Source organism: Treponema sp. OMZ 855 (genome assembly GCF_024181145.1).
Lineage (GTDB): Bacteria > Spirochaetota > Spirochaetia > Treponematales > Treponemataceae > Treponema.
In genome coordinates this window covers 448043-470689 of record NZ_CP051194.1, presented here as the reverse complement: position 1 = coordinate 470689, position 22647 = coordinate 448043, and the positions used below count along the sequence as shown (strand labels likewise).

At 46.9% G+C, this 22647-nt stretch carries 19 protein-coding genes; 12 read left to right on the top strand and 7 right to left on the bottom strand.

The window, feature by feature from the left end; genetic code table 11:
• Window positions 1–96 precede the first annotated feature (96 nt).
• Together aspA and E4N65_RS02250 are read right to left on the bottom strand one after the other, a co-directional pair.
• A complete protein-coding gene (aspA, locus tag E4N65_RS02255) occupies window positions 97–1497 on the bottom strand; it encodes an aspartate ammonia-lyase (protein ID WP_253673876.1) in 1401 nt (466 codons plus the stop codon).
• A gap of 35 nt (window positions 1498–1532) precedes the next feature.
• Entirely contained in the window at window positions 1533–1946 is a 414-nt protein-coding gene (locus tag E4N65_RS02250; protein WP_044013675.1) for a cytidine deaminase, read from the bottom strand.
• Between the two features lie 23 nt (window positions 1947–1969).
• Between E4N65_RS02250 and E4N65_RS02245 the strand changes: the two genes are divergently transcribed.
• The 8 genes from E4N65_RS02245 to E4N65_RS02210 all read left to right on the top strand — a co-directional run bounded on the left by E4N65_RS02245 (window position 1970) and on the right by E4N65_RS02210 (window position 11128).
• Window positions 1970–3088, top strand: a complete 1119-nt coding sequence (locus E4N65_RS02245; protein WP_253673874.1) for a PQQ-like beta-propeller repeat protein — start codon at window positions 1970–1972, stop codon at window positions 3086–3088.
• Between the two features lie 21 nt (window positions 3089–3109).
• The gene (locus E4N65_RS02240; RefSeq protein ID WP_044013678.1) at window positions 3110–3973 is read left to right on the top strand and encodes a peptidoglycan DD-metalloendopeptidase family protein; all 864 of its coding nucleotides are present in this window, start codon (window positions 3110–3112) and stop codon (window positions 3971–3973) included.
• 455 nt (window positions 3974–4428) lie between these two features.
• A complete protein-coding gene (locus E4N65_RS02235; RefSeq protein ID WP_253673872.1) occupies window positions 4429–5070 on the top strand; it encodes a bifunctional 2-keto-4-hydroxyglutarate aldolase/2-keto-3-deoxy-6-phosphogluconate aldolase in 642 nt (213 codons plus the stop codon).
• A gap of 22 nt (window positions 5071–5092) precedes the next feature.
• Window positions 5093–6679 carry a ClC family H(+)/Cl(-) exchange transporter gene (locus tag E4N65_RS02230; protein ID WP_253673870.1) on the top strand — a complete coding sequence of 529 codons (1587 nt, stop codon included), beginning with the start codon at window positions 5093–5095 and terminating at the stop codon, window positions 6677–6679.
• 150 nt (window positions 6680–6829) lie between these two features.
• Window positions 6830–8188 (top strand): uracil-xanthine permease family protein, encoded by a 1359-nt coding sequence (locus E4N65_RS02225; protein ID WP_253673868.1) that lies wholly within the window; start codon window positions 6830–6832, stop codon window positions 8186–8188.
• A 134-nt stretch (window positions 8189–8322) separates the two neighbouring features.
• Entirely contained in the window at window positions 8323–9678 is a 1356-nt protein-coding gene (locus tag E4N65_RS02220; protein ID WP_044013684.1) for a uracil-xanthine permease family protein, read from the top strand.
• A 4-nt stretch (window positions 9679–9682) separates the two neighbouring features.
• Window positions 9683–10300: a nucleoside-triphosphatase gene (locus tag E4N65_RS02215; RefSeq protein ID WP_253673866.1), complete on the top strand. Its 618-nt coding sequence runs from the start codon at window positions 9683–9685 to the stop codon at window positions 10298–10300.
• A gap of 18 nt (window positions 10301–10318) precedes the next feature.
• Window positions 10319–11128 (top strand): nucleotidyltransferase family protein, encoded by an 810-nt coding sequence (locus E4N65_RS02210; protein ID WP_253673864.1) that lies wholly within the window; start codon window positions 10319–10321, stop codon window positions 11126–11128.
• Window positions 11129–11150: 22 nt separating this feature from the next.
• Here E4N65_RS02210 and E4N65_RS02205 read toward each other — a convergent pair whose 3' ends face one another.
• The 4 genes from E4N65_RS02205 to uvrB all read right to left on the bottom strand — a co-directional run bounded on the left by E4N65_RS02205 (window position 11151) and on the right by uvrB (window position 16745).
• Window positions 11151–12392 (bottom strand): hypothetical protein, encoded by a 1242-nt coding sequence (locus E4N65_RS02205; protein ID WP_253673862.1) that lies wholly within the window; start codon window positions 12390–12392, stop codon window positions 11151–11153.
• 85 nt (window positions 12393–12477) lie between these two features.
• A complete protein-coding gene (locus tag E4N65_RS02200; protein ID WP_253673860.1) occupies window positions 12478–13962 on the bottom strand; it encodes a hypothetical protein in 1485 nt (494 codons plus the stop codon).
• A 171-nt stretch (window positions 13963–14133) separates the two neighbouring features.
• On the bottom strand, window positions 14134–14757 hold the full coding sequence (locus tag E4N65_RS02195; protein ID WP_253673858.1) for a hypothetical protein: 624 nt from the start codon (window positions 14755–14757) through the stop codon (window positions 14134–14136).
• A complete protein-coding gene (uvrB, locus tag E4N65_RS02190) occupies window positions 14754–16745 on the bottom strand; it encodes an excinuclease ABC subunit UvrB (protein ID WP_253673856.1) in 1992 nt (663 codons plus the stop codon). The genes E4N65_RS02195 and uvrB overlap by 4 nt, the downstream gene beginning before the upstream one ends.
• Window positions 16746–16922: 177 nt before the next feature.
• Between uvrB and selD the strand changes: the two genes are divergently transcribed.
• The 4 genes from selD to E4N65_RS02170 all read left to right on the top strand — a co-directional run bounded on the left by selD (window position 16923) and on the right by E4N65_RS02170 (window position 20312).
• Window positions 16923–17981: a selenide, water dikinase SelD gene (selD, locus tag E4N65_RS02185; protein WP_253673854.1), complete on the top strand. Its 1059-nt coding sequence runs from the start codon at window positions 16923–16925 to the stop codon at window positions 17979–17981.
• 292 nt (window positions 17982–18273) lie between these two features.
• Window positions 18274–18876 carry a sulfurtransferase-like selenium metabolism protein YedF gene (gene yedF, locus E4N65_RS02180; RefSeq protein WP_044013699.1) on the top strand — a complete coding sequence of 201 codons (603 nt, stop codon included), beginning with the start codon at window positions 18274–18276 and terminating at the stop codon, window positions 18874–18876.
• 3 nt (window positions 18877–18879) lie between these two features.
• Entirely contained in the window at window positions 18880–19149 is a 270-nt protein-coding gene (locus tag E4N65_RS02175) for a putative Se/S carrier protein (RefSeq protein WP_253673852.1), read from the top strand.
• A gap of 17 nt (window positions 19150–19166) precedes the next feature.
• The gene (locus E4N65_RS02170; RefSeq protein ID WP_253673850.1) at window positions 19167–20312 is read left to right on the top strand and encodes an aminotransferase class V-fold PLP-dependent enzyme; all 1146 of its coding nucleotides are present in this window, start codon (window positions 19167–19169) and stop codon (window positions 20310–20312) included.
• A gap of 705 nt (window positions 20313–21017) precedes the next feature.
• Here E4N65_RS02170 and E4N65_RS02165 read toward each other — a convergent pair.
• Window positions 21018–22640 (bottom strand): ATP-binding protein, encoded by a 1623-nt coding sequence (locus tag E4N65_RS02165; RefSeq protein ID WP_044013706.1) that lies wholly within the window; start codon window positions 22638–22640, stop codon window positions 21018–21020.
• Window positions 22641–22647 lie beyond the last annotated feature (7 nt).

Genomic DNA, 22647 nt, shown 5'->3' with positions numbered 1-22647 from the left:
TTAAGCAGCGATACATGGGCAATGCCTGCACCGCTGCTCTTTTGCGCGTTAGTATAGGTTTATTTAAAACCTGAGTTTTTTGGACAGCCCCGTGCCTTACAGCTTGTGCATTTTCTTAGGCTGCGTCATATTCTCCGGCTTCAGGATTTCGTCGAGCGCTTCCTTCGATAATAAACCGCGTTCCAGTACAAGGTCGTAGACGCTGCGGTCATCTTTGAGGGCAGTCTTGGCAATATCGCTTGAGATTTCGTAACCGAGTACCGGATTAAGCGCCGTCACCAAGCCGATACTCCGATAGGTTAGCTCCTTGCACCGCTCGACATTTGCTTCGATACCGTCGATACAGCGCTGCCGAAGCGTAGACATACCGTTATTTAAAATCGAAATCGATTCCAAAATACTGTAAATGATAACCGGTTCAAAGACGTTCAGCTCCAACTGCCCCGCTTCGGATGCCATCATTACAGCCGTATCATTTCCGATAACGCGGAAGCATACCTGATTCATCACTTCGGGGATAACCGGATTGACCTTACCGGGCATAATCGATGAACCGGGCTGCATTGCCGGGAGATGTATTTCGTTCAAACCGGCGCGCGGTCCCGAGCCGAGCAGACGAAGGTCATTACATATCTTTGAAATTTTTACCGCAAGGCGTTTCAGCTGCCCCGAATAGGAAACAAAACAGGTGGTGTCATTCGTTGCGGCAATCAAATTCTTCGCCTTCGTAACAGGATAACCGGAAATTTCTGCGAGCCGTTTTGTTACCAAATCCGCATAGGCAGGGTCGCTGTTGATACCGGTACCGATGGCGGTTGCTCCCATATTGATTTCGAGTAAGCCGGAAACAGCATGCCGGATATGCGGCACCTCTCCCTCTAAACTCGCTGCATACGATTCAAATTCCTGACCGAGTGTCATCGGCACCGCATCCTGCAGCTGGGTACGCCCCATCTTGATATGCCCGCCGAATTCTTTTCCTTTTTGGCGGAAAGAAGCAATCAACTCTTCAAGCTCGGTAATCAGGCTTTCCGTGTGTAAGCAGATACCGAGCTTCGCTGCCGTCGGATACGCATCGTTGGTAGACTGTGCAAGGTTGATGTGGTTATTCGGATGGCAGAATTGGTATTCGCCTTTTTTATGCCCCAGCAATTCAAGTGCACGGTTCGCAATCACCTCATTTGCGTTCATATTGGTAGACGTTCCCGCACCGCCTTGAATCATATCCGCAGGGAATTGATTATGCAGTTTACCGGCAATAATTTCTTTACAAGCACCGATAATAGCTTCTGCTGTCGGTTTTTCCAGCAAACCTAATTCATAGTTTGCCTGTGCCGCCGCCTGTTTAACCATCGCAAGGGCTTTTATAAAGCCCGGATAGGCGGAAAGATGCACGCCGGTAATATTAAAGTTTTCCATACAACGAAGCGTTTGTACGCCGTAATACGCCTCATCGGGAACATCCCGATACCCTAAAAGATCATGTTCTTGCCGCATTGTTTCCTCCTAATCTTTTTGGCAGTTGAATTTTCTTATTTTTGTTGCAGCTCGTGGAGTGAATCGAAAGGATAGACACCGCTTACGGTTGTTTCGATTCGATTACCGGCGGATGATCCGAATATAACCGGAGCATCCGGCTGCATAAACTCGGAAATAACCTGCCGGCAAGCACCGCACGGCCCGACCGGATAATCCGCATCGGGGGTTGCGATTGCAATAGCCGTAAAGTTTCTTTTGCCCATTGCAACGGCACGGAAAATAGCAGTGCGTTCGGCGCAGTTGGTCAATCCGTAAGAACGGTTTTCAACATTCACGCCGGTAACAACACTCCCGTCATCAAGCAGTAATGCAGCGCCTACTCTAAAATGAGAATAAGGGGCGTATGCATTTTCCGCTGCCTTCATAGCTTGTTCAAAGAGATGGTCATACTTACTTGAATCTTTCATACTACTATTATACCATATAGACTATGAAAATTACAGCTTTCGATAATCGTTTTATTATTTTTCCTATTCTTTTTTTATTCATATATATCTTTGCAGCAGCGGTACCGCTCGGATCGGATCTTTATCTAAAGCCTGTGTGGGTACGCACCATAACACCGGATAGTGCGCAAGCCGAGTTGGAAGGCATGGGGAGTGAAACCGAAAATGCAGTCTCGCAGGCGGCGCCGGAACAATTTGCCGATAAAACACCGAAAGTATTTTTGACGGAAAGCCGCTTCGGTTACTTTACTGCCGACGGTGAATTACTCCGCTCATCTCCCGTAACCCAGCGCATTTCAGCTTCTTCCGCAGCGTGGACGGAATACGGAAGCGATGCCGCTAAAACACCGATTTATCGCCCCGACGGTTCGCTGATAACCGTCATCGAAGAGCAAGGATTTGTATACATCGACGAAGACCGTTTCTACTTATTTGAGCCGGGAGGAAGCGCCGTTAAGCAATACGGTGCCGACGGGAAACCGCGCTGGCGTTATCTGCACACCGCGCCGATTACCGCCTTTCATAGCACAAAAAGCGGAGCTATTATCGGATTCTCTGATGGAAAACTTGTCGTTCTTGATTCCGAAGGTAATGTACGGTCGGACTTTTATCCGGGCGGCAGTGACTATCAGGTTATACTGGGAGCAGCAATCTCCACCGACGGAAAACTTGCCGCCTGTGTGTGCGGCATTAACAGTCAACGCGCATTGCTTATACGGATAGACGGTAATAAATATAAAATCATACATCACCGGAAATTGGAAGGAAATCTTCACAGGCAGGTCTTTGTTGATTTCGATATAAAAGGCTATAACGCCGTGTTTGAATGTGCCGAAGGTATCGGCTTTATCGACTGCGATCGGTTGATATCGGGTATTATGCCGCAGCGCGGTATGGTCATTTCCGGCGGTCAAAATCCGTATAAGAATATGATGGCGATTATCAGCAGACAAGAACAAAGCTCAACATTGTCGTTTATCGAAGCGCCTTTTTATGTCGTTGGACACACCTCCTTTCCTTCAAAAAATACGTTCCTTGTACAAGAGCGGGAAACGATATTCCTTGCGACCGACACGAAGTTAGCCCGTATCGATATAAAATAAAGTGAAAAATAGGATACTGATATGAAACGATTTTTCTTTTGCCTCTTAGCAGCAACGGTATTTTTTGCGGAATTATTCGCATTGGAATGGCCTGCCGATACACAAAATTTCTTACGGCTTTTCGGGCAACGTATCGGTGAAAATACTTTTGAACAAGGTTTGACCTTTGAAGATGCGGCGACGGTACGCGCTGCGGATGACGGAATTCTCTTAATTGTCATAGATAAAAAATACGGCTCCGGAGCTTTCCCTTCTACACTTGGAAATGCATTGATATTTTTACACGATGACGGACTCCAAACGGTTTATGGAAACCTTGACGATACCACGGTATTCCGCAACAGGGTAACCGCTGAATCAACAGCTGTTATCGGGAAAACTGGAAACAGCGGATGGGGAAATCCTAATGAGCTGATCTTTCAAGTGAGCGATAATCAAAAAAAAGTATATATCAATCCGTTATTACTACTTCCGTCGGTTAACGATAAAATAGCGCCGCAGATACAAGACATCATTTTGATAAATGAGCAAAATACCGTATTTCAAATGAGCGGGCAAAAAAATGTGCGGCAGGGAAGCTATGAACTATACGCGGATATTTCCGATACGGCTGTACCGGGCGGGCGGAGTTTTAATCCTTTCCGTATTACGATTTTTGTAAACGGCACTAATATTCGAACACTGCCCTTTGAAACGATTACCCAAAAAGACGGTGAATCGTATCTGGGGAATACCGCCTTTACCGATACGCTGCTATACCGGCGAAAGAATGGACTCTATTTAGGCAAGATTATCTTAAACCGCGGAAAATCCGATATATTAATTACAGCCCGGGATATTACCGGCAATGAAAAATCGGAACGGTTTACCATCCAAGTAGACTAGCGGCTCAGGGTAAGCACATCAGATGGCCTTTTCAATGGCCCCGCAGAATAATGGGAACCGCCCAAGCAGAGTTTCGCCGCTTTGCGGCTCAAATGCTTGCCCGGTTCCCATTATTCTGCGATTTTTATCTAGCAGTCTGATGCGTTTATCCTTCTCGTGAAAAAATGCGCAAAATTTAAAAAATTTTGCGCAAACGAAAAGGTAAGCGCTTGCAATATTTTCGGTGTGGTTACCTTTTCCTTGGAAGAACTGTGCGAAATTTTAGGTAAAATTTTGCACAGTTTATTTTAGAAGAAGGTCAATCTCATCAGAGAATATAGATAAGAATCGCAGAATAATGGAGGTTGGACGACCATTTGAACCGCGAAGAGGTTCAACTCTGGTTGGCCAGCCTCCATTATTCTGCGGGAATATTCTCGCGACTGTCTGATGAGATTGACCGAGCGGAGGAAATAGTGAAAAAATACGAACTGATACAGGCGTTGATTGAGGCGGGGGCGGTTTCCGTTATTCGGGCGGAAAATAAAGCGCAGGGGCTTAAAATCGTGGAGGCGGTGCGTGCCGGAGGGATCACGGCAATCGAAATTACCATGACCGTACCGCACGCCGACGAAATTATCCGTGAGCTAAGCGAAGTATTCGGTGCGGATGTATTGCTGGGAGCCGGTACGGTACTCGATGCGGAAACAGCGCGTGCCTGTATCCTTGCCGGTGCACAATATATCGTCGGGCCGTCTTTTGACGAAGGTTGCGCTCACCTTTGCAATCGGTATGCGGTGCCGTACATTCCCGGTGTGATGACCCCGCAGGAAGCGGTGCGGGCGCTTGAATTCGGTGCTGACATCCTCAAGCTGTTTCCGGCAGAGCTTTTCGGGCCGAAAATTATCAGCGCCTTTAAGGGACCGCTTCCGCAGGGAACCTATATGCCGACCGGAGGCATCACTGCCGAAAATGCAGCCGAGTGGATTAAAGCGGGAGCTGCAGTGCTCGGTATCGGTGGAGCATTGACAAAAGGCGCTAAAACCGGTGATTTTGAATCGGTTACCCGTACCGCCCGTCAATTAAAAGAAGCGGTTACCGCAGCTCGCAGGATCTAGATCCAGTGATAATAAAATTATTATGAATCAATATTCAAAAACAGGTACATTGCTTAAAAGCAGACAAGAAAATAAGTGGCTTTTGGTATTTGAAAGCCTATTAACGGGCCTATTGACGGGACTGGTTATTACGGGTTTCAGGCTGTCGATCTCTTATATTAAAAATATCCGTGTTGCACTATACGGGGTCATACAGTCAACAGGTGCGCTTGGCGTTGTTCTTGCGCTGGTTAGTTTGGCGCTGATAGGCTTATTTGCCGGTTTTATTATCACAAAGTGGCCGATGATTAAAGGCGGCGGAGTTGCACAGATAGAAGGCGTGTTTATGCAAAAATTGCAGTTTTCGCCGCTGTGTGAACTCCCGCTCAAGTTTATCGGAGGTGTGTTGAATATCGGCTTGGGGCTTTCGATGGGACGCGAGGGGCCTTCCGTGCAACTTGGCGCCTATGTCGGAGATGCCGTTGAGCGGCTGGGGAAACGATCGTTTACCGAACGAGTATGCCTTATCACTGCGGGTGCCGCCGCCGGACTTTCGGCAACCTTTAATGCCCCTTTCGCCGCAATTGTTTTTGCTCTGGAAGATATTCATCATCATTTAACGCCGTTACTCTTAGCTTGCGTTATGGCAGGGTCTTTTGCCGGCGATTTTGCCGGAAGTATCTTTTTAGGTTCCGGCCCGATTTTTCGATTCTTTACGACCGTAGAATTCCCGCTTTCGCAATTCGCATGGCTGATAGGACTCGGGATGTTTGTAACGCTTGTCGGGCACGGTTTTAAACAGTCAATCTATTTTTTTCAGCGATGCTATAAAACGCTCCATATTCCGCCGATTCTGCGGCCGATGATTCCGTTTTTGCTGTCTCTGCCGATAGGTTTGTGGCACAGTTATGCATCCGGCGGTGGAGACGGGCTGATAAAAGCACTGACTGAACAGCAGTCCTTTCCGCTTACAATGCTGCTGATGTTCTTAATCGTCAAATTGCTTTTTACCGGTATTTCCGCAGGATCAGGGGCAATCGGAGGAATCTTTGTACCGCTTCTTGCCTGTGGCGCAGTGAGCGGTGCGTTGTACGCAACCGTGCTTGTGCATTTCGGCCTATTGGCGCAGGAACACGTAACTACCATGATTCTTTTCGGTATGGCTGCCTGTTTTACCACCGTTATTAAAGCACCGCTTACCGCCTGTGTTATTGTGTTTGAAACAAGCGGGGCGTTCCATCAGCTGAGCGGTTTGGTACTCACTTGTTTTACCGCTTATCTGACGGCAAGTTTTATCGGTTCGCAGGCGCATGACCATATCTTATTAGCGCAAATATTTGAAGCCGAACAAGGTAACACGCATTCTTTGAGCGGTAAACACGGAACATATCACCCGCAGCTTTATGAATTACCTATCGGGCTCCAATCGATTGTGGCTTTAAAGAAAATCAGAGAAACGGACTGGCCTCAAAAATGCCGTATTGTCGGCGTTATACACGGTGAAGAGGAAACCATTCCCGACGGAAATACCGTATTGTACCCCGGAGATAAACTGGTTGTCCTCGTTGAAGATGATACCGGTTTTCTTCTAGAACAACTTACCGGTTTAACCGGTGAACAGGTTCACTAAATAATTTTTAGGTAATCTTACAATTTTTTCTTGCTATTTACCATATTCGCAGTTATACTGATAGAATGAGTAAACATTCGCATCTCTATCAGTATATACTCATAGAGTAAAAATACGCGGGTGATATGTATTATAGTTAAGGAGGAGATTATGAGTATTTCAAAAGAAAATATTTATAAGCTCGAAGGCTGTGTTCCGTTAAAGACGGCAATCCCTCTCGGTATGCAGCATGTTTTGGCTATGTATGCCGGAAACCTTGCCCCGATTTTAGTTATATCGGGTGTTCTTAATATCCCGGCGGATATTAAAGTTTCGCTGCTGCAAAGCGCTATGTTTGTTGCCGGCGCCGTTACATTCGTCCAGTTGCGGCCTATCTGGAAAATCGGTTCGGGGCTCCCCACCGTTATGGGAACCAGTTCAGGATTTATCCCCGTTGCTATCGGCGTAGGACTGCAATATGCCGCAATGGGAGACTGGTCAAACGGATATGCTGCTATTCTTGGGGCATCCCTTATCGGCGGTTTAATGGAGTTTATGCTCGGGTTTATTGTAAAACCGCTCCGCAAGTTCTTACCGCACGTTGTTACCGGCACCGTTGTTACCACTTTGGGAATTTCGCTTATCCCGGTCGGTATTAAATTTGTCGGCGGTGGAGTCGGTCTTGAAAAAACACCCGGATTCGGCTCGATAAAGAATCTGTTAGTTGCACTTTTCGTCTTTTTAACAATTATCTTTATCCGGCAAATGTTTACCGGTTTTTTGAGCATCTCTTCCATTCTAATCGGGCTTATTGCAGGTTACGTTGTTGCAATCTTTGCCGGTATGGTCGATTTTACACCGGTAAGAAATGCCGCATGGATTTCCGCTCCGCTCCCGTTCTTTGCAGTAGGGCACCTGAACCTCACCTTCTATTGGGATGCTATTGTCCCATTCCTGCTCGTCTATCTTGCGACAACTGTAGAGACAATCGGTGATAACACCGGTATCGCAGTCGGCGGTCTCGGACGTGACATAACAGACAAAGAATTGCAGGGGGCGGTTCATGCAGACGGTTTCGGCAGTATGTTTGCGGCAATCTTCGGCGTTATGCCGAACACCTCATTCAGCCAGAACGTCGGGCTTATCGGTATGACAAAAGTTGTCAACCGCTTTACAATCGGAATCGGTGCAGGCTTCTTGGTATTGTGCGGATTCTTCCCCAAACTTGGAGCAATCGTTTCGACTATCCCGAACCCGGTATTGGGCGGCGGTGTATTGCTGATGTTCAGTATGATCACCATGAGCGGTTTAAACTTGATTTACCAAAACGGAAAGATTACGGAACGTGATATTGTCATTATCGCAGCATCGCTCGGTGTTGCTTTCGGTTTAAGCAACGTACAGGAAGTCATGCAGCATATGCCGATGTGGTTCCAGAACATCTTTAAACAGGCCATCGTCGGTGCCTTTGTTACCGCACTTATTTTGAACCTCCTGCTGCCGAAGTCAAAAAAAGATGAGACAACATGATGAGGAGCGCTAAGCTAAGGTTTAATACACCGATACCCCATATCGGATAGCACACATACAGTGCAAAAGATTGAATCTATACCCCGAGGCTTCCTTTGCATCGGGGGTATAAAAAGTAGTTCTAGGAGGAAACGATGGACGTCTCGAAAGAGAATATTTATAGACTTGAAGGACGTGTTCCATTAAGAACGGCGATTCCCTTAGGTATGCAGCATGTTCTAGCCATGTATGCAGGAAACCTTGCACCGATTTTAGTAGTTACCGGAATTTTAAATATTCCACCGCATATTAAAGTATCGCTGCTGCAAAATGCGATGTTTGCAGCGGGTGCCATTACTTTTATACAGCTGCATCCGATTTGGAAAATCGGTTCAGGATTACCGACTGTTATGGGTACCGGTTCGGCATTTATTCCTGTTATCATCGGAGTCGGCACTCAATTTGCTGCGATAGGCGGGGATTGGATGAGCGGTTATGCTGCCATTCTCGGAGCCACACTGATTGGCGGATTTATGGAATTTTTGCTCGGATTTATTGTTAAGCCGCTCCATAAATTTTTACCGCATGTTGTAACCGGAACCGTTGTTACAACCTTGGGGATTTCACTTATTCCGGTCGGTATCCGGTTTGTAGGCGGCGGCGTCGATATTGAACGGACATCAGCCTTTGGTTCGATGAAAAACTTATTGATCGCACTGTTCGTATTTTTAGCCATTATTTTTATCCGTCAGCTATTTACCGGTTTTTTAAGTGTATCATCCATCCTTATCGGTTTAGTCGCAGGGTATATCGTTGCAGTCTTTGCCGGTATGGTTGACTTCTCTCCGGTAAGAAATGCGGCATGGATTTCCGCTCCGCTGCCGTTCTTTGCCACAGGACATCTCCGTTTTGCATTCTATTGGGAAGCAATAGTACCCTTTATGCTTGTGTATCTCGCGACAATGGTAGAAACAATCGGCGATAATACCGGTATCGCGGTAGGGGGACTTGGAAGAGATATAACCGATAAAGAATTAGAAGGTGCGGTTCATGCGGATGGAATCGGTAGTATGATTGCTGCCCTTTTCGGCGTTTTACCGACAACTTCATTTAGTCAAAATGTCGGGCTTATCGGCATGACGAAAGTAGTCAATCGTTTTACAATCGGAATGGGCGCAGGTTTCCTGGTACTGTGCAGTTTCTTTCCTAAACTTGGCGCAGTCGTATCAACTATTCCCAATCCCGTATTAGGCGGCGGTATGTTGTTGATGTTTAGTATGATTACCATAAGCGGTTTAAATCTGATATACCAAGATGGAAAGATCACAGAACGTGATATTATCATTATTGCGGCATCGCTAGGTATTGCGTTCGGTTTAAGTCACGTCCCTCACGTTATGCAACATTTACCGAATTGGTTCCAAAATATTTTTAAACAGGCAATAGTCGGAGCTTTTATCACCTCAGTTCTGTTAAATATAGTGCTGCCCAAAGAAAAAGAAGGCGCGTAAAACTTTGCAACGGATTACTACAAAGCGGATATTCTTTGTTACCGGCGAACAGGGCTGCGGGAAGTCTACATTTCTTGCAGCCCTTATGCAAAAATATGCTCTTCAGCCGTCAGGCTTTATTACAAAAAAAGAAGAAGCGGTAAAGGAACCTGCGTTATATATGCATCCGGTTGTCGCCGGTACCGCAATATATCGATACACAACCGGCAACTGCGTCGGAATATGCCGTCCGCCGAAGCCGGTCGGATTTCCCCCGGTATTTGATATGTATGGGGTTATGTGTTTGGATCAAGCGGAAAGGACCGTCCTTGGCGCAGCTCATGCCGATTGTGAAGCAATGCCGCAACACCTCTCCCTACCGGTAATCTTAATGGACGAACTCGGCATTATGGAGGCGGAAGCTAAACTCTTTTTCCGTGCCGTATGCACTCTCTTTTCCAATCCGCGTTATTATATCATCGGAGCCGTTAAACCGCATGGAACACGCTTTTTACCGGTCTTGGAACAAATGCCGGAAGCCATAATATACCGGCTAACGCTGCAAAATAGAACAGAACTATATGAACGGCTTGAACAGGCGCAAAATTTTACATCGTTTTTAGATGCCATCGGTGCCGAATGAATCTTCAAACGCTAAAAAATGATACCGACTGCTAAGAATACTATCACAAGAGAAAACGTTTCCTACACTATCGGAAGCACTACCCAACTCCCCACTGCAATTCTCCTTGCAGGAGGGCTTTCTACCCGTATGGGCTGCTGCAAACAGCTGCTCCCGCTTTGCGGAAAACCTTTAATCAAATACGTTATTGAAACACTGCTTGAGGCGGGGCTTACACATCTGGTGATTACGGTAAATGCCGAAACACAGCAGCCCATAACAGAAATGACAGAACACCTCGCACAAAACCAATGTGGGCAAAACAAGTCTCTAAAAGAACCGGCTGCCGGAAGCGAAACCTTCCGTCCATTCCACTGTGATATTGTCTTTAATCCGGAACCGGAGCGGGGACAGGGACATTCGGCGGCTCTTGCAGTACAAGCCGCTTGCCGCGGCTATGCCGAAGGTTTTGCCGCAACCGCAAATACCTCCTCTGCCTATACCCCAAGCGGCTTCTTATTTTGCACTGCCGACCAACCTTTTTTGCAAGCCGATAGCATTCGCGACCTCTGCTCTGTATTCCGCCGCAATTCCGGCAGCATCGTCTCGGCAGCCTTTAACGGCAGGCATTGCTCTCCGGTTATATTCCCGGCAGTACTAGCTAATGAACTCAGCTGTTTAGACGGAAGCATCGGCGGCAGAACCGTGATGAACGCTCACCCAGACTTGATTCTGTACTCCCCGCTCCGTTCCGAAATGGAAGCCTTCGACATCGATACGCCTGAAGACTTTAAACGGGCGGAAGAGTATGTGCAGCAGCACACACAGGACAACTGCACCGAAATATAGAAGATATACCTTCGGCGTTCTTTTACCGCCCTAACCGGAACATGAGTGTTTTGCCCCGGATCATAACCAGTGAAATACTTTCCATACCGGGAACACCTTCTGCTGCCGAATAGACAATAGTTTCCATGTCTTCAACTCTGCCGAAATATTGTACCGCATACTTTGTTTGAGCGGTAGATTGATACATAACCCGTATTGTTTCGACTTTAGTGTTCAATACATTTCGGAATTTGTTCATCAGTTTACTGTCGGAACTATTGTTAATAGTAATTTCATACCGAATACCTTGTGCATAATCCCGCACCAATGCTTTTTTCGCTTGATCAACGGCAACACTCATTGCTTTAAAGACCGTTGACTTTATCGCGTTCTGTGCCGCAGCTTCGGTACTTCCGCGGTCGAATGTCTTAGGACTGCTATAGGGTACAGCGCCGAGTAATTCTCCCGTAGACGGATTGTACATTTTCAAGTTAACTTCAGCTTGAGCATAGTAACCGCCTGTTTCTCGGCCGCCCTGCACAAAACCGTCTACTTCAATATAGACATCAGCACCAAGTTTTTGTGCAATCCACTGTACAACCGAAAGATCAGCCGTATCAGGTTCTTGAGTAAACAGCGTAGCACTATCTGATTTTAATGCTTCTACCGCAGCATAATCAACGGCACGGTACCCGTTGTCAAGCAGGTATTTATTCGCCATGTTGACGGCAGACTTGGAAAATATACTTCCGTCTTTTGCCTTTTGATTTGGCACAACCATATACAGCATACCATCGACATACTGTGTGATAAATCCGACATTATTTCCTTGCAATTCACTCTTAATTTTTGCCTCACGTACTTCAGGACTCGATAGAATATTGCCGCCCTTTGCAGAATAGGTACCGATCATATCGAGTGTACGGCGTAATTCATCCATTTTTACCGGTACGGTGATCTCACAATAGTATCCGCGATACGTTTGAGCACGTCGCAAAATACGCATATAGTCGGTTTCAAGGTAAGCATTCGGTCTTGTCCCGGCGTAAAAAGCGGAATGTAACTTACTGCGGTTCTGCATTTCTTCCGTCTCCCCGATAAGGTCGATAACGGCAAGCCGCAGGGTATTCGCTTTTGCCTGAGTCAGTGCTTCCAAAAACGTATATCCCTCTCCGGAACCGGCATAATAAGGGTTGTTGCCTGTGTACTGCGGAATCCGCGGCATAACGGTACATGATGTCAAAAGCACTGACAGCAGTGCATATAATACAATGTTTCTTTTCATAGTTTTCTCCCTATCGTGTGAGTTATATCAGACCGCTGTCTAAAAACTTCAGTTTTGGACAGTTTCCTTAGATTGAGATACGTGCCTAGAACCTGCGGGTTATTCCTATAAAAACATGAAAGTTCATGTGTGATGATAGGACATCCCATACATAATTATTAACCTTATCGAGTTCCGGCTGGGGAAATAGGCTTTCTTTTTTCAATTTTTCAGCCGCCTGCGCGGGACTCAGTAAATTATGCATATAGCCGAATCCGGCACTCCCGCCTATCGTCCAATTCCGCGAAATAAAGTAATCTGCTGATACAAGCACCCTCCCACCGAGTTGAGTTGAAGTAACGGTATAAGTCTTTGCTGAATTTGATTGCGCGGCAACGGATGTACCCGAAAAGCAAAATTGTAATTCCGGTGTAATCTTAAAACGGGATGTATAGAAATTATAAACCCCGATACCTAAATATCCTGTTCCGAAAGGAGTAAGCCGCATCGGTTTTGCACTCAATACAGCGGAGGATCCAATCGGTTGTTGTATGGCATACTCATATCCGACCGATATACTGAGATGAAAATTTGCCTTGTATACAGCCCGTATACCGAAAGTCGGCTGAACACGCAAAAACTCCTTTGAGTCTTTTGTCATTACGCCGGTAATGGGAACCGTTATACCTGCATATTCTTGCAGTAGAATACCGGACTTTAAAAGCTCTTTAACCCCATCCCCTTCGACAATCGGCTGGTCTGCATAAATCACTTTTGCAACTGAAAAAGTATCGTGTACTTCCGAAATAATTAACAAACCGGTTTCTTTTACGGACTGCTTCCCCGCAACTGAGATAGATTTTTGAAGGATATATTCATCTCCTGCATTTATACCGATATCCTTTCCCAGCTCGATTGTAACGGTATTATTTTCATGGTCAACGGCAAGTACTCCGCTTGCCAATGCAAACTCCGGTTCAAATTTGATTGCCGTATAAACCGAACTTATTAAAGAATCGATTGCTTCGTCAACCGCATCGGAACGCCGTTTTGCAACTTTTCTAACGGACAGCGGTATAACCCGCTCACTCGCGGAACCGGAAACATCAAGGATAGATATAGCCCCTTCTATTCTGACTATCCAGTACTTTTTTATAACTTTTTTGCCCTCAACTACAGTTTCTTCAAACATAAGACGTTCATCATAGTCGGTAATACGGGGAGCAAATACCAAAAAAGCTCCGGTAAGCCGTTCCCAATCGGCACGGGTAAAAGCCTCTTCTCCCGATAACACGGTTTCCGAGATATCCGATTGACGCTCTTTCATCCTTTTGATTTGATCGATAAAGGACACAATATTGTTTGAGTTGAGGCGATACTCCATACCAATCACATTAAACCGTTTAAAAGAAGTAACAACATCGATAATCCGTTGATCTATTCTTGCGGCAACTTCGGAAGGGATATATCTTGAATGAGAAAGTCTAAAAACTGCAATATCTTTTTTACCGCTTACCGTTTGAGCAGAAAGCAGCGTTGCTAAGAGTACATATACTAGAGCGAATATGTATCTTTTAGGATATTTAAACATGGCCGTATACTAGCATAATCGATAATTTCGACGCAAGAGGAATTCAAGGCGACCGCATAAGATATTACCGGATATTCCCCACCCAAAAATATACATCCTTGTACATTGTTTGACTACGTGTTTGCGATGCAAACACGCTACTGCGGAGAGCCACCGCCATCCGTGGCAAGTTCAAAAATTGACCTCCTTGTCAATTTTTGAACGCGAGTTTTTGCTAGGCAAAAACGTCGCAACTGCATGGAACCACGGACATCCCTGTCCGTTCTGAAATGCCTTTTGGAAATAGACGGCGTAGATCCGAGGCGCAGCAACGCAGTAATACACACACTTCCAGCGCTTTTGAAAATAGTGATACCGGATACAAGGCGCGAACAAAAATAAAGCGGAGGCACGCCCAAAAATGTACGTCCTGTACATTTTTGGGCTACGTGTTTGCGATACAAACACGCTACTGCGTAGAACCACCGCCATCCGTGGCGGTTCTGAAATACCATTTGCCGTTAGCCTTTTGAAATAGACGATGCAGATACAAGGAATACGGTAAAAAAGTACCGCAGGCACGCCCAAAAATGAACATCCCTGTTCATTTTTAGGCTGCCAGTTTGCGTTAACAAACTGGCTTCTGCTTGAAACTACCGCCGTCCATGGCGGTTCTGAAATACCATTTGCCGTTAGCCTTTTGAAATAGACGATGCAGATACAAGGAATACGGTAAAAAAGTACCGCAGGCGTATCTTTGATACGTTGAGGACACTTTTGTGCCGTATGACGCAGTAGATGCGTCGTATATTTCAAAAGGAGCCCAATCTTTTAATCTCTTCAATCTTATCCCTCACCACCGCCGCTTCTTCAAACAACAGCATATCTGCATATTCTGCCATCTGTGATTCGAGCTTTTTGATAAGCTTTTTGCGGTCGGCGGGGTTCAAAATATTGAAGCTGTTGACGAGTGGCTCGGTTTCGGCGCGGGCGGCTTCTTTTTTGATTTCCGTTTCGCGTACCAAAATATCCTCGATGGATTTTTTGATGGTCTTGGGCGTAATGCCGTGCTCATCGTTGTATGCTTGCTGAATTGAACGGCGGCGGGTTGTTTCTTCTATTGTTTCCTTCATCGCGTCGCTGATACGGTCGGCATACATCACCACGCTGCCGTTGGCATTACGCGCCGCCCGTCCGACAATCTGTACCAGGCTGGTGGTTGACCGCAAAAAGCCGATTTTATCCGCGTCGAGGATGCCGATAAACGACACTTCCGGCAGGTCGATACCTTCCCGCAGGAGGTTAATTCCGATGAGCACATCGAACTCACCCGCCCTCAAGCCCTTGAGGATTTCTACCCGCTCGATGGTTTCCACCTCGCTGTGAATGTACTTTACCTTTAAGCCCAGACCGGTGAGGTAGTCGGTAAGGTCTTCCGCCATCTTCTTGGTGAGGGTGAGGATAAGGCTCCGCTCATCCTTTGCGATACGCTTTTTCACCTCGCCGTAGATATGCTCCATCTGACCCTCACTCGGATGAATTTCGATGAGCGGGTCTAAAAGACCGGTCGGGCGAATGAGCTGCTCAACAACGCGGGTAGAATATTGCAATTCTTTCGGACCGGGCGTTGCGGAAACAAAGACTGCCTGATTGAGCATCGATTCAAATTCATTGATTTTGAGCGGGCGGTTATCCAGCGCGCAGGGAAGCCGGAAGCCGAAATCGACGAGGTTTTGCTTGCGGCTGCGGTCGCCTTCGTACATCGCGCCGATCTGCGGAAATGTTACGTGACTTTCGTCCATAAACAGGAGAAAATCTTTTGGAAAATAGTGAAAGAGAGTTGCAGGCGGTTCCCCCGGCTGCCGGTTCGCAATCGGTGCGGAGTAGTTTTCTATACCCGGGCAATGCCCCATCTCGGAGAGCATTTCGATATCGTATTCGGTACGGGTTTTCAGCCGTTCAGCCTCAAAGAGCTTTCCCTGCGCCTTGAGCGTTTCCAAACGTGCATCAAGCTCCTGCTTAATCCGCTCGATAGCATTGGGGATAGCATTTTCCGGTAGGACAAAGTGCTTTGCAGGATAGATCGAAAGCTCTTCGTATTCTTGGCTCACTTCGCCGGTCAGCGGGCTAAAGCGGCGGATACGCACAATCTCTTCCCAGTCAAACTCGATGCGGTAGGCTTCTTCCATATAAGCAGGGAATATTTCCATCACATCGCCCTTCACACGGAACCTGCCGCGCTCTAGCACTGCATCGTTGCGCTCATATTGCAGACTGATCAGCTGTTTTTTGAGTTTACCGGGATCAACGGTCTGCCCTTTTTCTATGGTGATGCGTAAATCGCGCCATGATTCGGGCAAGCCTAAGCCGTAAATACACGACACCGTTGACACAACGATAACATCCCGCCGCTCCATCAAACTGAATGTTGCCGAAAGCCGCAGCCGGTCTATCTCATCGTTAATCGCAGCGTCTTTTTCGATATAGAGGTCTCGCGCCGGGACATAAGCTTCCGGCTGGTAGTAATCATAGTATGAAACAAAGTATTCGACGGCGTTTTCGGGAAAAAAGCCTTTGAACTCGCGGTACAGCTGCGCCGCAAGGGTCTTGTTATGGCTGATAATCAGCGTCGGCTTCTGCACCGCCTGAATGATGTTTGCCATCGTAAAGGTTTTGCCCGAACCGGTAACGCCTTTCAACGTTTGGAACCGATCGCCTGCAAGTATGCCGTCCGCAAGCTGCCTGATCGCATCTCCTTGATCGCCTGCAGGCTGGTAGTCCGCCATCAATTTAAAGTGCTTCATAACGGATGAGATTGTACTGTATTCTGTAGTTTATTTCTATGATTTTGGTACGGGTACACGAAAATACGCAGTAAAGAATGTAATATCACCGACGTCTGTTGTGGTGCTGATGCGTTTATCCTGGGTGTAGTCGGAAATTTGCTTGTAAAAAGCACCCCCATATATTATAATAAATACATGAAAAATGATAATAAATCCGCGAGCGGACAGGGCGAGGCGCTTTTTGTCTGCGGCGGATGCAATGCAAAAATCGGCGCCGGTGTTTTGAGCGCCTTACTGAAAGCACTCCCCAAGACTTCACACGAAGGATTATTGGTCGGCTTTGACAGCTCCGATGATGCGGCTGTTATTCAGCTGACACCCGATATAGCGGTCATCCAGACCCTTGATTTTTTCCCGCCGATGGTAACCGATCCTACCCTTTTCGGACAGATTGCAGCAGCAAATGCCCTCAGCGATATATATGCGATGGGAGGTGAGCCGGTATGTGCAATGAACATTGTCTGTTATCCTGAGGAAGCAACCCGCGATAATGCATACGCGGCGCTGCAAAGCATTTTAACCGGCGGAGCAGAAAAGGTAAAAGAAGCAGGGGCTGCGCTGGTAGGCGGACACTCCATCCATGACCCCAAAATAAAATACGGACTTTCCGTGATGGGGACGATACACCCTGAGCGTATTTGGCGGAACAACACTCCGCAGGCAGGAGATGTGTTATTTTTGACTAAAAAACTGGGGATCGGGATTATCGCCACCGCGTACAGCGCAGGAGAAGTTCCCCGCTCCGCCTTTGACGAAGTCGCTGCCTCGATGACCTACCTCAATAAATACGCAGCCGAGGTTCTCCGGAACTTTACCGTTCATGCTTGCACGGATGTAACCGGTTTCGGCTTGAGCGGACATCTTTCTGAAATGACCGGCACGGATTTTACCGCCCGCCTTGACGCAAACCGTATTCCCTATATTGAGGCAGCGTATCAGGCAGCCGGTGAATTTTTGCTTACCGCCGGCGGACAGCGGAACCGGAACTTTGCCCAAGGAAAAATTCAATTCGGCATAAAAGATTTTGCACTCGAAGAAATCATCTTTGACCCGCAAACCTCAGGCGGTTTACTTTTTGCCGTCAGCCCTGCCGAAGCGGAAAAAATCAAACCGGCCTTTGCCGAGGCAGGAATCAGCCTATTCCAAATCGGCGCCATCGAACCTCGCGCGAATTATCCGATTGTGGTGAGTTGATGGTATGAATTTCGAGTTTTCCCGCGGCAAGGATTGTAGGGGCCGCCCCGTCGATTTCCGTACATCCGTGTACAAAAATCGACTGCGAGTTTTACAAAAACTCGCTAATGTTCAAATCACCGCCATCCGTGGCGGGGCTGTTCCGAAGCGTAGCGGAGGAATGAAGCGAAAGCGGAACCCCGAAAAGCCTGGTTTTTGCGATTGTATCGCAAAAAGCCGCCCAAATTATTAAAAAGAAAAACTCGGGCATTCAACCTAATAGTTATCTGAATGCTCTATATGGAGGAAAATGATGATTGAAGTAAATGCGATGGGCAAAGTGTGTCCCATTCCCGTCATTATGACGAAAAAAGTATTGCGCGAAAATACTGCAGGAGAAAACATCCTGATACGGGTGGATAACGAAATTGCGACCCAGAACCTGACCAAGATGGCAGGACAGCTGAATATCAAAGCAAGCGTTACCAAGCTGAACGATGCGGAATACACCGTACTCTATGACTTTCAAGGTTGCGAGGCTTGTGCCATTTTGAACGACACAAGCGTGTTGGAACAAGGCGCTGACGAATATGTTGTGGTGATCAATTCCGATAAGATGGGCACCGGTGATGAAGGCTTCGGCACAAAGCTGTTGGAGAACTTTGTATATGCGCTGACCGAACAGGATCGTATTCCTAAAATGGTGGTGATGTATAACTCCGGTGTCCGCCTTGCAACCGAGAACGAAAAAACCGTCAACGATTTAAAAACCTTGCAGGAAAAGGGGACGGAAGTGCTTGCGTGCGGGCTGTGTTTGGATTTCTACGGCTTAAAAGAGAAACTGCAAGTCGGTTCGGCTACCAATATGTACCGTATTACGGAAATTATGCGTACCAATAAAGTCGTAAAGCCCTAAGCTATGCAGAACGAAGTATTTTGCGTTATTTCATTTGATAGTACTCATCAGGCAATCGCAGCGGAAATGGCAGTAACCGGTCTCTCCGGCGCCCGCTTGATCCCGCTCCCTCCGGAAATCTCAGAAGGCTGCGGGATGGCGCTGCGGGTCAACCGTGAAGATGCGGAAAAGGCGGTTGACTTATTAAAAACAAGCGGAGCCGCGTATCAGGATGTGTATACGCTCACCGTCCAAGGCTCGGACAGAACCGCAGTAAAGATGTCTGGGAAATAGTCAGAAGGGTAAGCAGTATGATTTATTTTGATAACAGTGCGACAACGCTCCATAAGCCCGACAGTGTTGCAGATGCAGTGTATGATGCGATAGTCTCGCAGCAGTTTGCAAATCCGGGGCGTGCTGCGCATAAAACCGCCCATGCGGCGCTCGCCTCTTTGTATAAAACCCGTGTTGCCGTTGCCCGTATCTTCCATATAACAGATCCGCTGCAGGTTGCACTGTGCCAAAATGCAACAGCAGCCTTGAACCTCGTACTCAAAAGTTTGTTCGGAGCAGGCGATCACCTCATTACCACTGCACTCGAACATAACTCGGTGTTGCGTCCGCTCTATCAGCTGGAAAGTCAGGGGGCGGAGCTTTCGATTATCGGCTTTGATCTTGAAACAGGCGAACTTGACTATACGGCAATGGAAGCGCAGATACGGAGCAATACCAAGGCGATTATTGTTACCGCTTGCTCCAACGTTATCGGTGCTGTGCCGGATATGCAGCGAATTTACGGCTTATGCAGAAAGAACAATCTGACATTGATTATCGATGCATCCCAAAGCGCCGGTACCATGCCGATGGATATTTCGCAATATGAACAAACTATTGTCTGCTTTACCGGGCACAAGGGATTGTACGGTCCGCAAGGTACCGGCGGTATCGTCGTGAACGGCGACTTTGCTTTTAAGCCGGTATTTTCCGGCGGCAGCGGCATTCATTCTTTTGACAAAACACACCCCGCGACAATGCCTGATGTCTTTGAAGCCGGTACCATGAATGTGCCTTCCTTTGCAGGACTGGCTGCAGGATGTGCATATATCGAACAGCTTGGACAAGAGAACGCCGCTGCGTACTTAGCGAAGCTGCGCGCATACTTTTTCAAACTCGCCGCAGACCTTCCGTTTATCACGCTCTATGCGCCGAACGTGCAAAATGCCGGTCCCGTTATCGGGCTGAACATTGGAACAGTGCCGTCTTCTGAAGTGAGCCGCCTCCTTGATGAACGGTACGGCATTGCAACCCGTCCCGGCGCCCACTGCGCTCCGCTTGTACACCAGACCTATAAAACCGAGGCGCAAGGGATTGTCCGCTTCAGCTTTTCTACGTTTAATACGACGGAAGAGATAGAGGCGGCCGTGGACGCTCTTGGGGCCATCAGCGAGTCCTTTTGAAATATACGGTGCATCTGCGTTGTCGCTTCACAAAAAACAGTCCTCGACGTACAACAAGTACGCCTGCGGGTGTTTTTTGTGCGCTCCTAGCATCTACACCGTCTATTTCAAAAGGCTTACGGAAGAGCTTTTTTCAGAACGGACAGGGATGTCCGTGGTTTCAAGCAGTAGCAATGTTTTTGTGCAGCAAAAACTCGCGTCCAGAAGTGTACACGGATGTACACTTCTGGACAGGCTATTTCAAAAGGCTTACGGAAAATGTGTTTTCAAAAGCGGTAGAGGTGTGTGCATCTACTTCGTGCTGCACAAAAATAAATACTTGACGTTTCAAAACGGACAGGGATGTCCGTGGTTCTACGCAGTAGCGATGTTTTTGCGCAGCAAAAACTCGCGTTCAAAAATTGACAAGGAGGTCAATTTTTGAACTTGGCACGGATGCCACTGGTTCCACTCAGAAGCGAGTTTGTTTACAAACTCGTAGCCCAAAATGAACATCCGTGTTCATTTTGGGCGAGGATGTCCGTGGTTCCACTCAGAAGCGACGTTTTTGCTTCGCAAAAACTCGCGTCCAGAAGTGTACACGGATGTACACTTCTGGACAGGCTATTTCAAAAGGCTTACGGAGAGTATGTTTTCAAAAGCGGTAGCGGTGTGTGCATCTACTTCGTGCTGCACAAAAAGGATCGGTACGGGATTTAGCTTGTATCACCGCAGCTCTACTTTCCACTCTTTGATGGTACGCTTTTCTTCATCAAATCCTGCACCGATGAGCACAATCTTTTTCCCGTCTGCCTTGTGCTGTGCAGCATAACCGTTCTTTTTTATCTGCACGAGGGCATCTTCTGCGCTACCGTTACCGGAGAGCTTAAACTCAAAGACATAGATGCTATCAGCAGTCGTAACTATACAATCGGCCCGACCAGTTGAACAATGCACCTCTGTCTGTACAAACTGCCCCATCAGCGCAAAGACGAGATACACTGCTGTTTGGTAGTTCTGCTCCCGCAGTTTCAGGTTTTCTGCGGTGAAGTTGTCATATGGAATACTTGAGATAATCGCTTGCATCCGCTCCATAAACTCATCCACTTTGCCATTACGGATGTCCTGTACAAAGCGTCCTATCCATACCCCTGTTTGACCGAACGGTATATCGGAGTATGCCGGTAACAGGTTTTGTAAAAAACCGTACCGTACCTCATCATTCGGAAACCCCAGCTGATACAGCCTCAAATCGTTGATATATCTCTTGATAGTTAAATACCCTGCTTGAAACAGGATAGGCAACGTATCTTGTGCTACTGCCCGGTAGGTTTGCAAGCCATCCTCATCAAGTTCAACTTTTCCGTCCAGATCGGGGATATAATAATGCGCTTCTTTTAAAAAGTTGACTAAGAAAGTCGGCGTTCCCGTACCGAACCAGTAACTTTTTAGCTCTTTATCATCAAAAGCATTGAGAATGCTATAGGGATTATACATTCCTTCCCCTGCCGGATGGAACAGATAGCCGTCATACCATTGCTTTAGGGCTGCAAGTGCCTGCGGATAGTCGAGCTTTTGTTTTTCTGCAAGTGCTTGTATCTCCGGTTGAAAATTTGTTTCAAGCTCTGTTTGACTCATACCGCAAATGCCAGCATAGGTTTCATTGAGGCTGATATCTTTGAGATTATTCAAATCGCTAAAAATACTGATCTTGCTAAACTTGGTAACACCAGTGAGAAAGGCAAAGCGGATATATTCATCACAGGTTTTAATCACCGAGTAAAATGCTTTGAGCGTATTACGGTAGTGTTCATTCAGCTCTTCATTTATTCCCATCGTTTGTAAAAGCGGTTTATCGTATTCGTCTACAAGAATAACTACCTGCTTGCCGGTTTGTTGATAGGCAGCCTTTATCAGCCGTTCAAAACGTGAGGCAAAAAACGGCTTTTCCTCTTTTGCAACGAGTATACCGTATAGGCTTTCCTGCTCCTTTAATAAAGAATCGAGCCGTTCGCTCAAAGCTTCGCTTTCAAGATACTGTCCAATATTAAAGTCAAAATACAGCACCGAATATGCTTGCCACGGGGTTCGGTTTTCTTGTGCAGCCTGCTCCTCTTCTGCTTTTTCAAGATACAAACCTTTAAACAGCTCTTTTTGCCCGCGGAAATATGCCGCTAAGGTTGAAAGAAAGAGGCTCTTACCAAATCGCCGCGGACGGCTGAGGAAATACACCTTACTGCTGTTTGCTAACCGAAAAAGGTATTCCGTTTTATCCACATAAAGGAAACCCTTTTCCCGTAAATCTTTAAAGCTCTGCACGCCGAGCGGCAGTTTGCGGGTAATGTTCATAGCAATA

Coding starts and splice junctions, on each gene's coding strand:
- aspA (WP_253673876.1), bottom strand. CDS start 1,497: ATGCGGCAAGAACATGATCTTTTAGGGTATCGGGATGTTCCCGATGAG.
- E4N65_RS02250 (WP_044013675.1), bottom strand. CDS start 1,946: ATGAAAGATTCAAGTAAGTATGACCATCTCTTTGAACAAGCTATGAAG.
- E4N65_RS02245 (WP_253673874.1), top strand. CDS start 1,970: ATGAAAATTACAGCTTTCGATAATCGTTTTATTATTTTTCCTATTCTT.
- E4N65_RS02240 (WP_044013678.1), top strand. CDS start 3,110: ATGAAACGATTTTTCTTTTGCCTCTTAGCAGCAACGGTATTTTTTGCG.
- E4N65_RS02230 (WP_253673870.1), top strand. CDS start 5,093: ATGAATCAATATTCAAAAACAGGTACATTGCTTAAAAGCAGACAAGAA.
- E4N65_RS02225 (WP_253673868.1), top strand. CDS start 6,830: ATGAGTATTTCAAAAGAAAATATTTATAAGCTCGAAGGCTGTGTTCCG.
- E4N65_RS02220 (WP_044013684.1), top strand. CDS start 8,323: ATGGACGTCTCGAAAGAGAATATTTATAGACTTGAAGGACGTGTTCCA.
- E4N65_RS02210 (WP_253673864.1), top strand. CDS start 10,319: ATGATACCGACTGCTAAGAATACTATCACAAGAGAAAACGTTTCCTAC.
- E4N65_RS02205 (WP_253673862.1), bottom strand. CDS start 12,392: ATGAAAAGAAACATTGTATTATATGCACTGCTGTCAGTGCTTTTGACA.
- E4N65_RS02200 (WP_253673860.1), bottom strand. CDS start 13,962: ATGTTTAAATATCCTAAAAGATACATATTCGCTCTAGTATATGTACTC.
- uvrB (WP_253673856.1), bottom strand. CDS start 16,745: ATGAAGCACTTTAAATTGATGGCGGACTACCAGCCTGCAGGCGATCAA.
- selD (WP_253673854.1), top strand. CDS start 16,923: ATGAAAAATGATAATAAATCCGCGAGCGGACAGGGCGAGGCGCTTTTT.
- yedF (WP_044013699.1), top strand. CDS start 18,274: ATGATTGAAGTAAATGCGATGGGCAAAGTGTGTCCCATTCCCGTCATT.
- E4N65_RS02175 (WP_253673852.1), top strand. CDS start 18,880: ATGCAGAACGAAGTATTTTGCGTTATTTCATTTGATAGTACTCATCAG.
- E4N65_RS02170 (WP_253673850.1), top strand. CDS start 19,167: ATGATTTATTTTGATAACAGTGCGACAACGCTCCATAAGCCCGACAGT.
- E4N65_RS02165 (WP_044013706.1), bottom strand. CDS start 22,640: ATGAACATTACCCGCAAACTGCCGCTCGGCGTGCAGAGCTTTAAAGAT.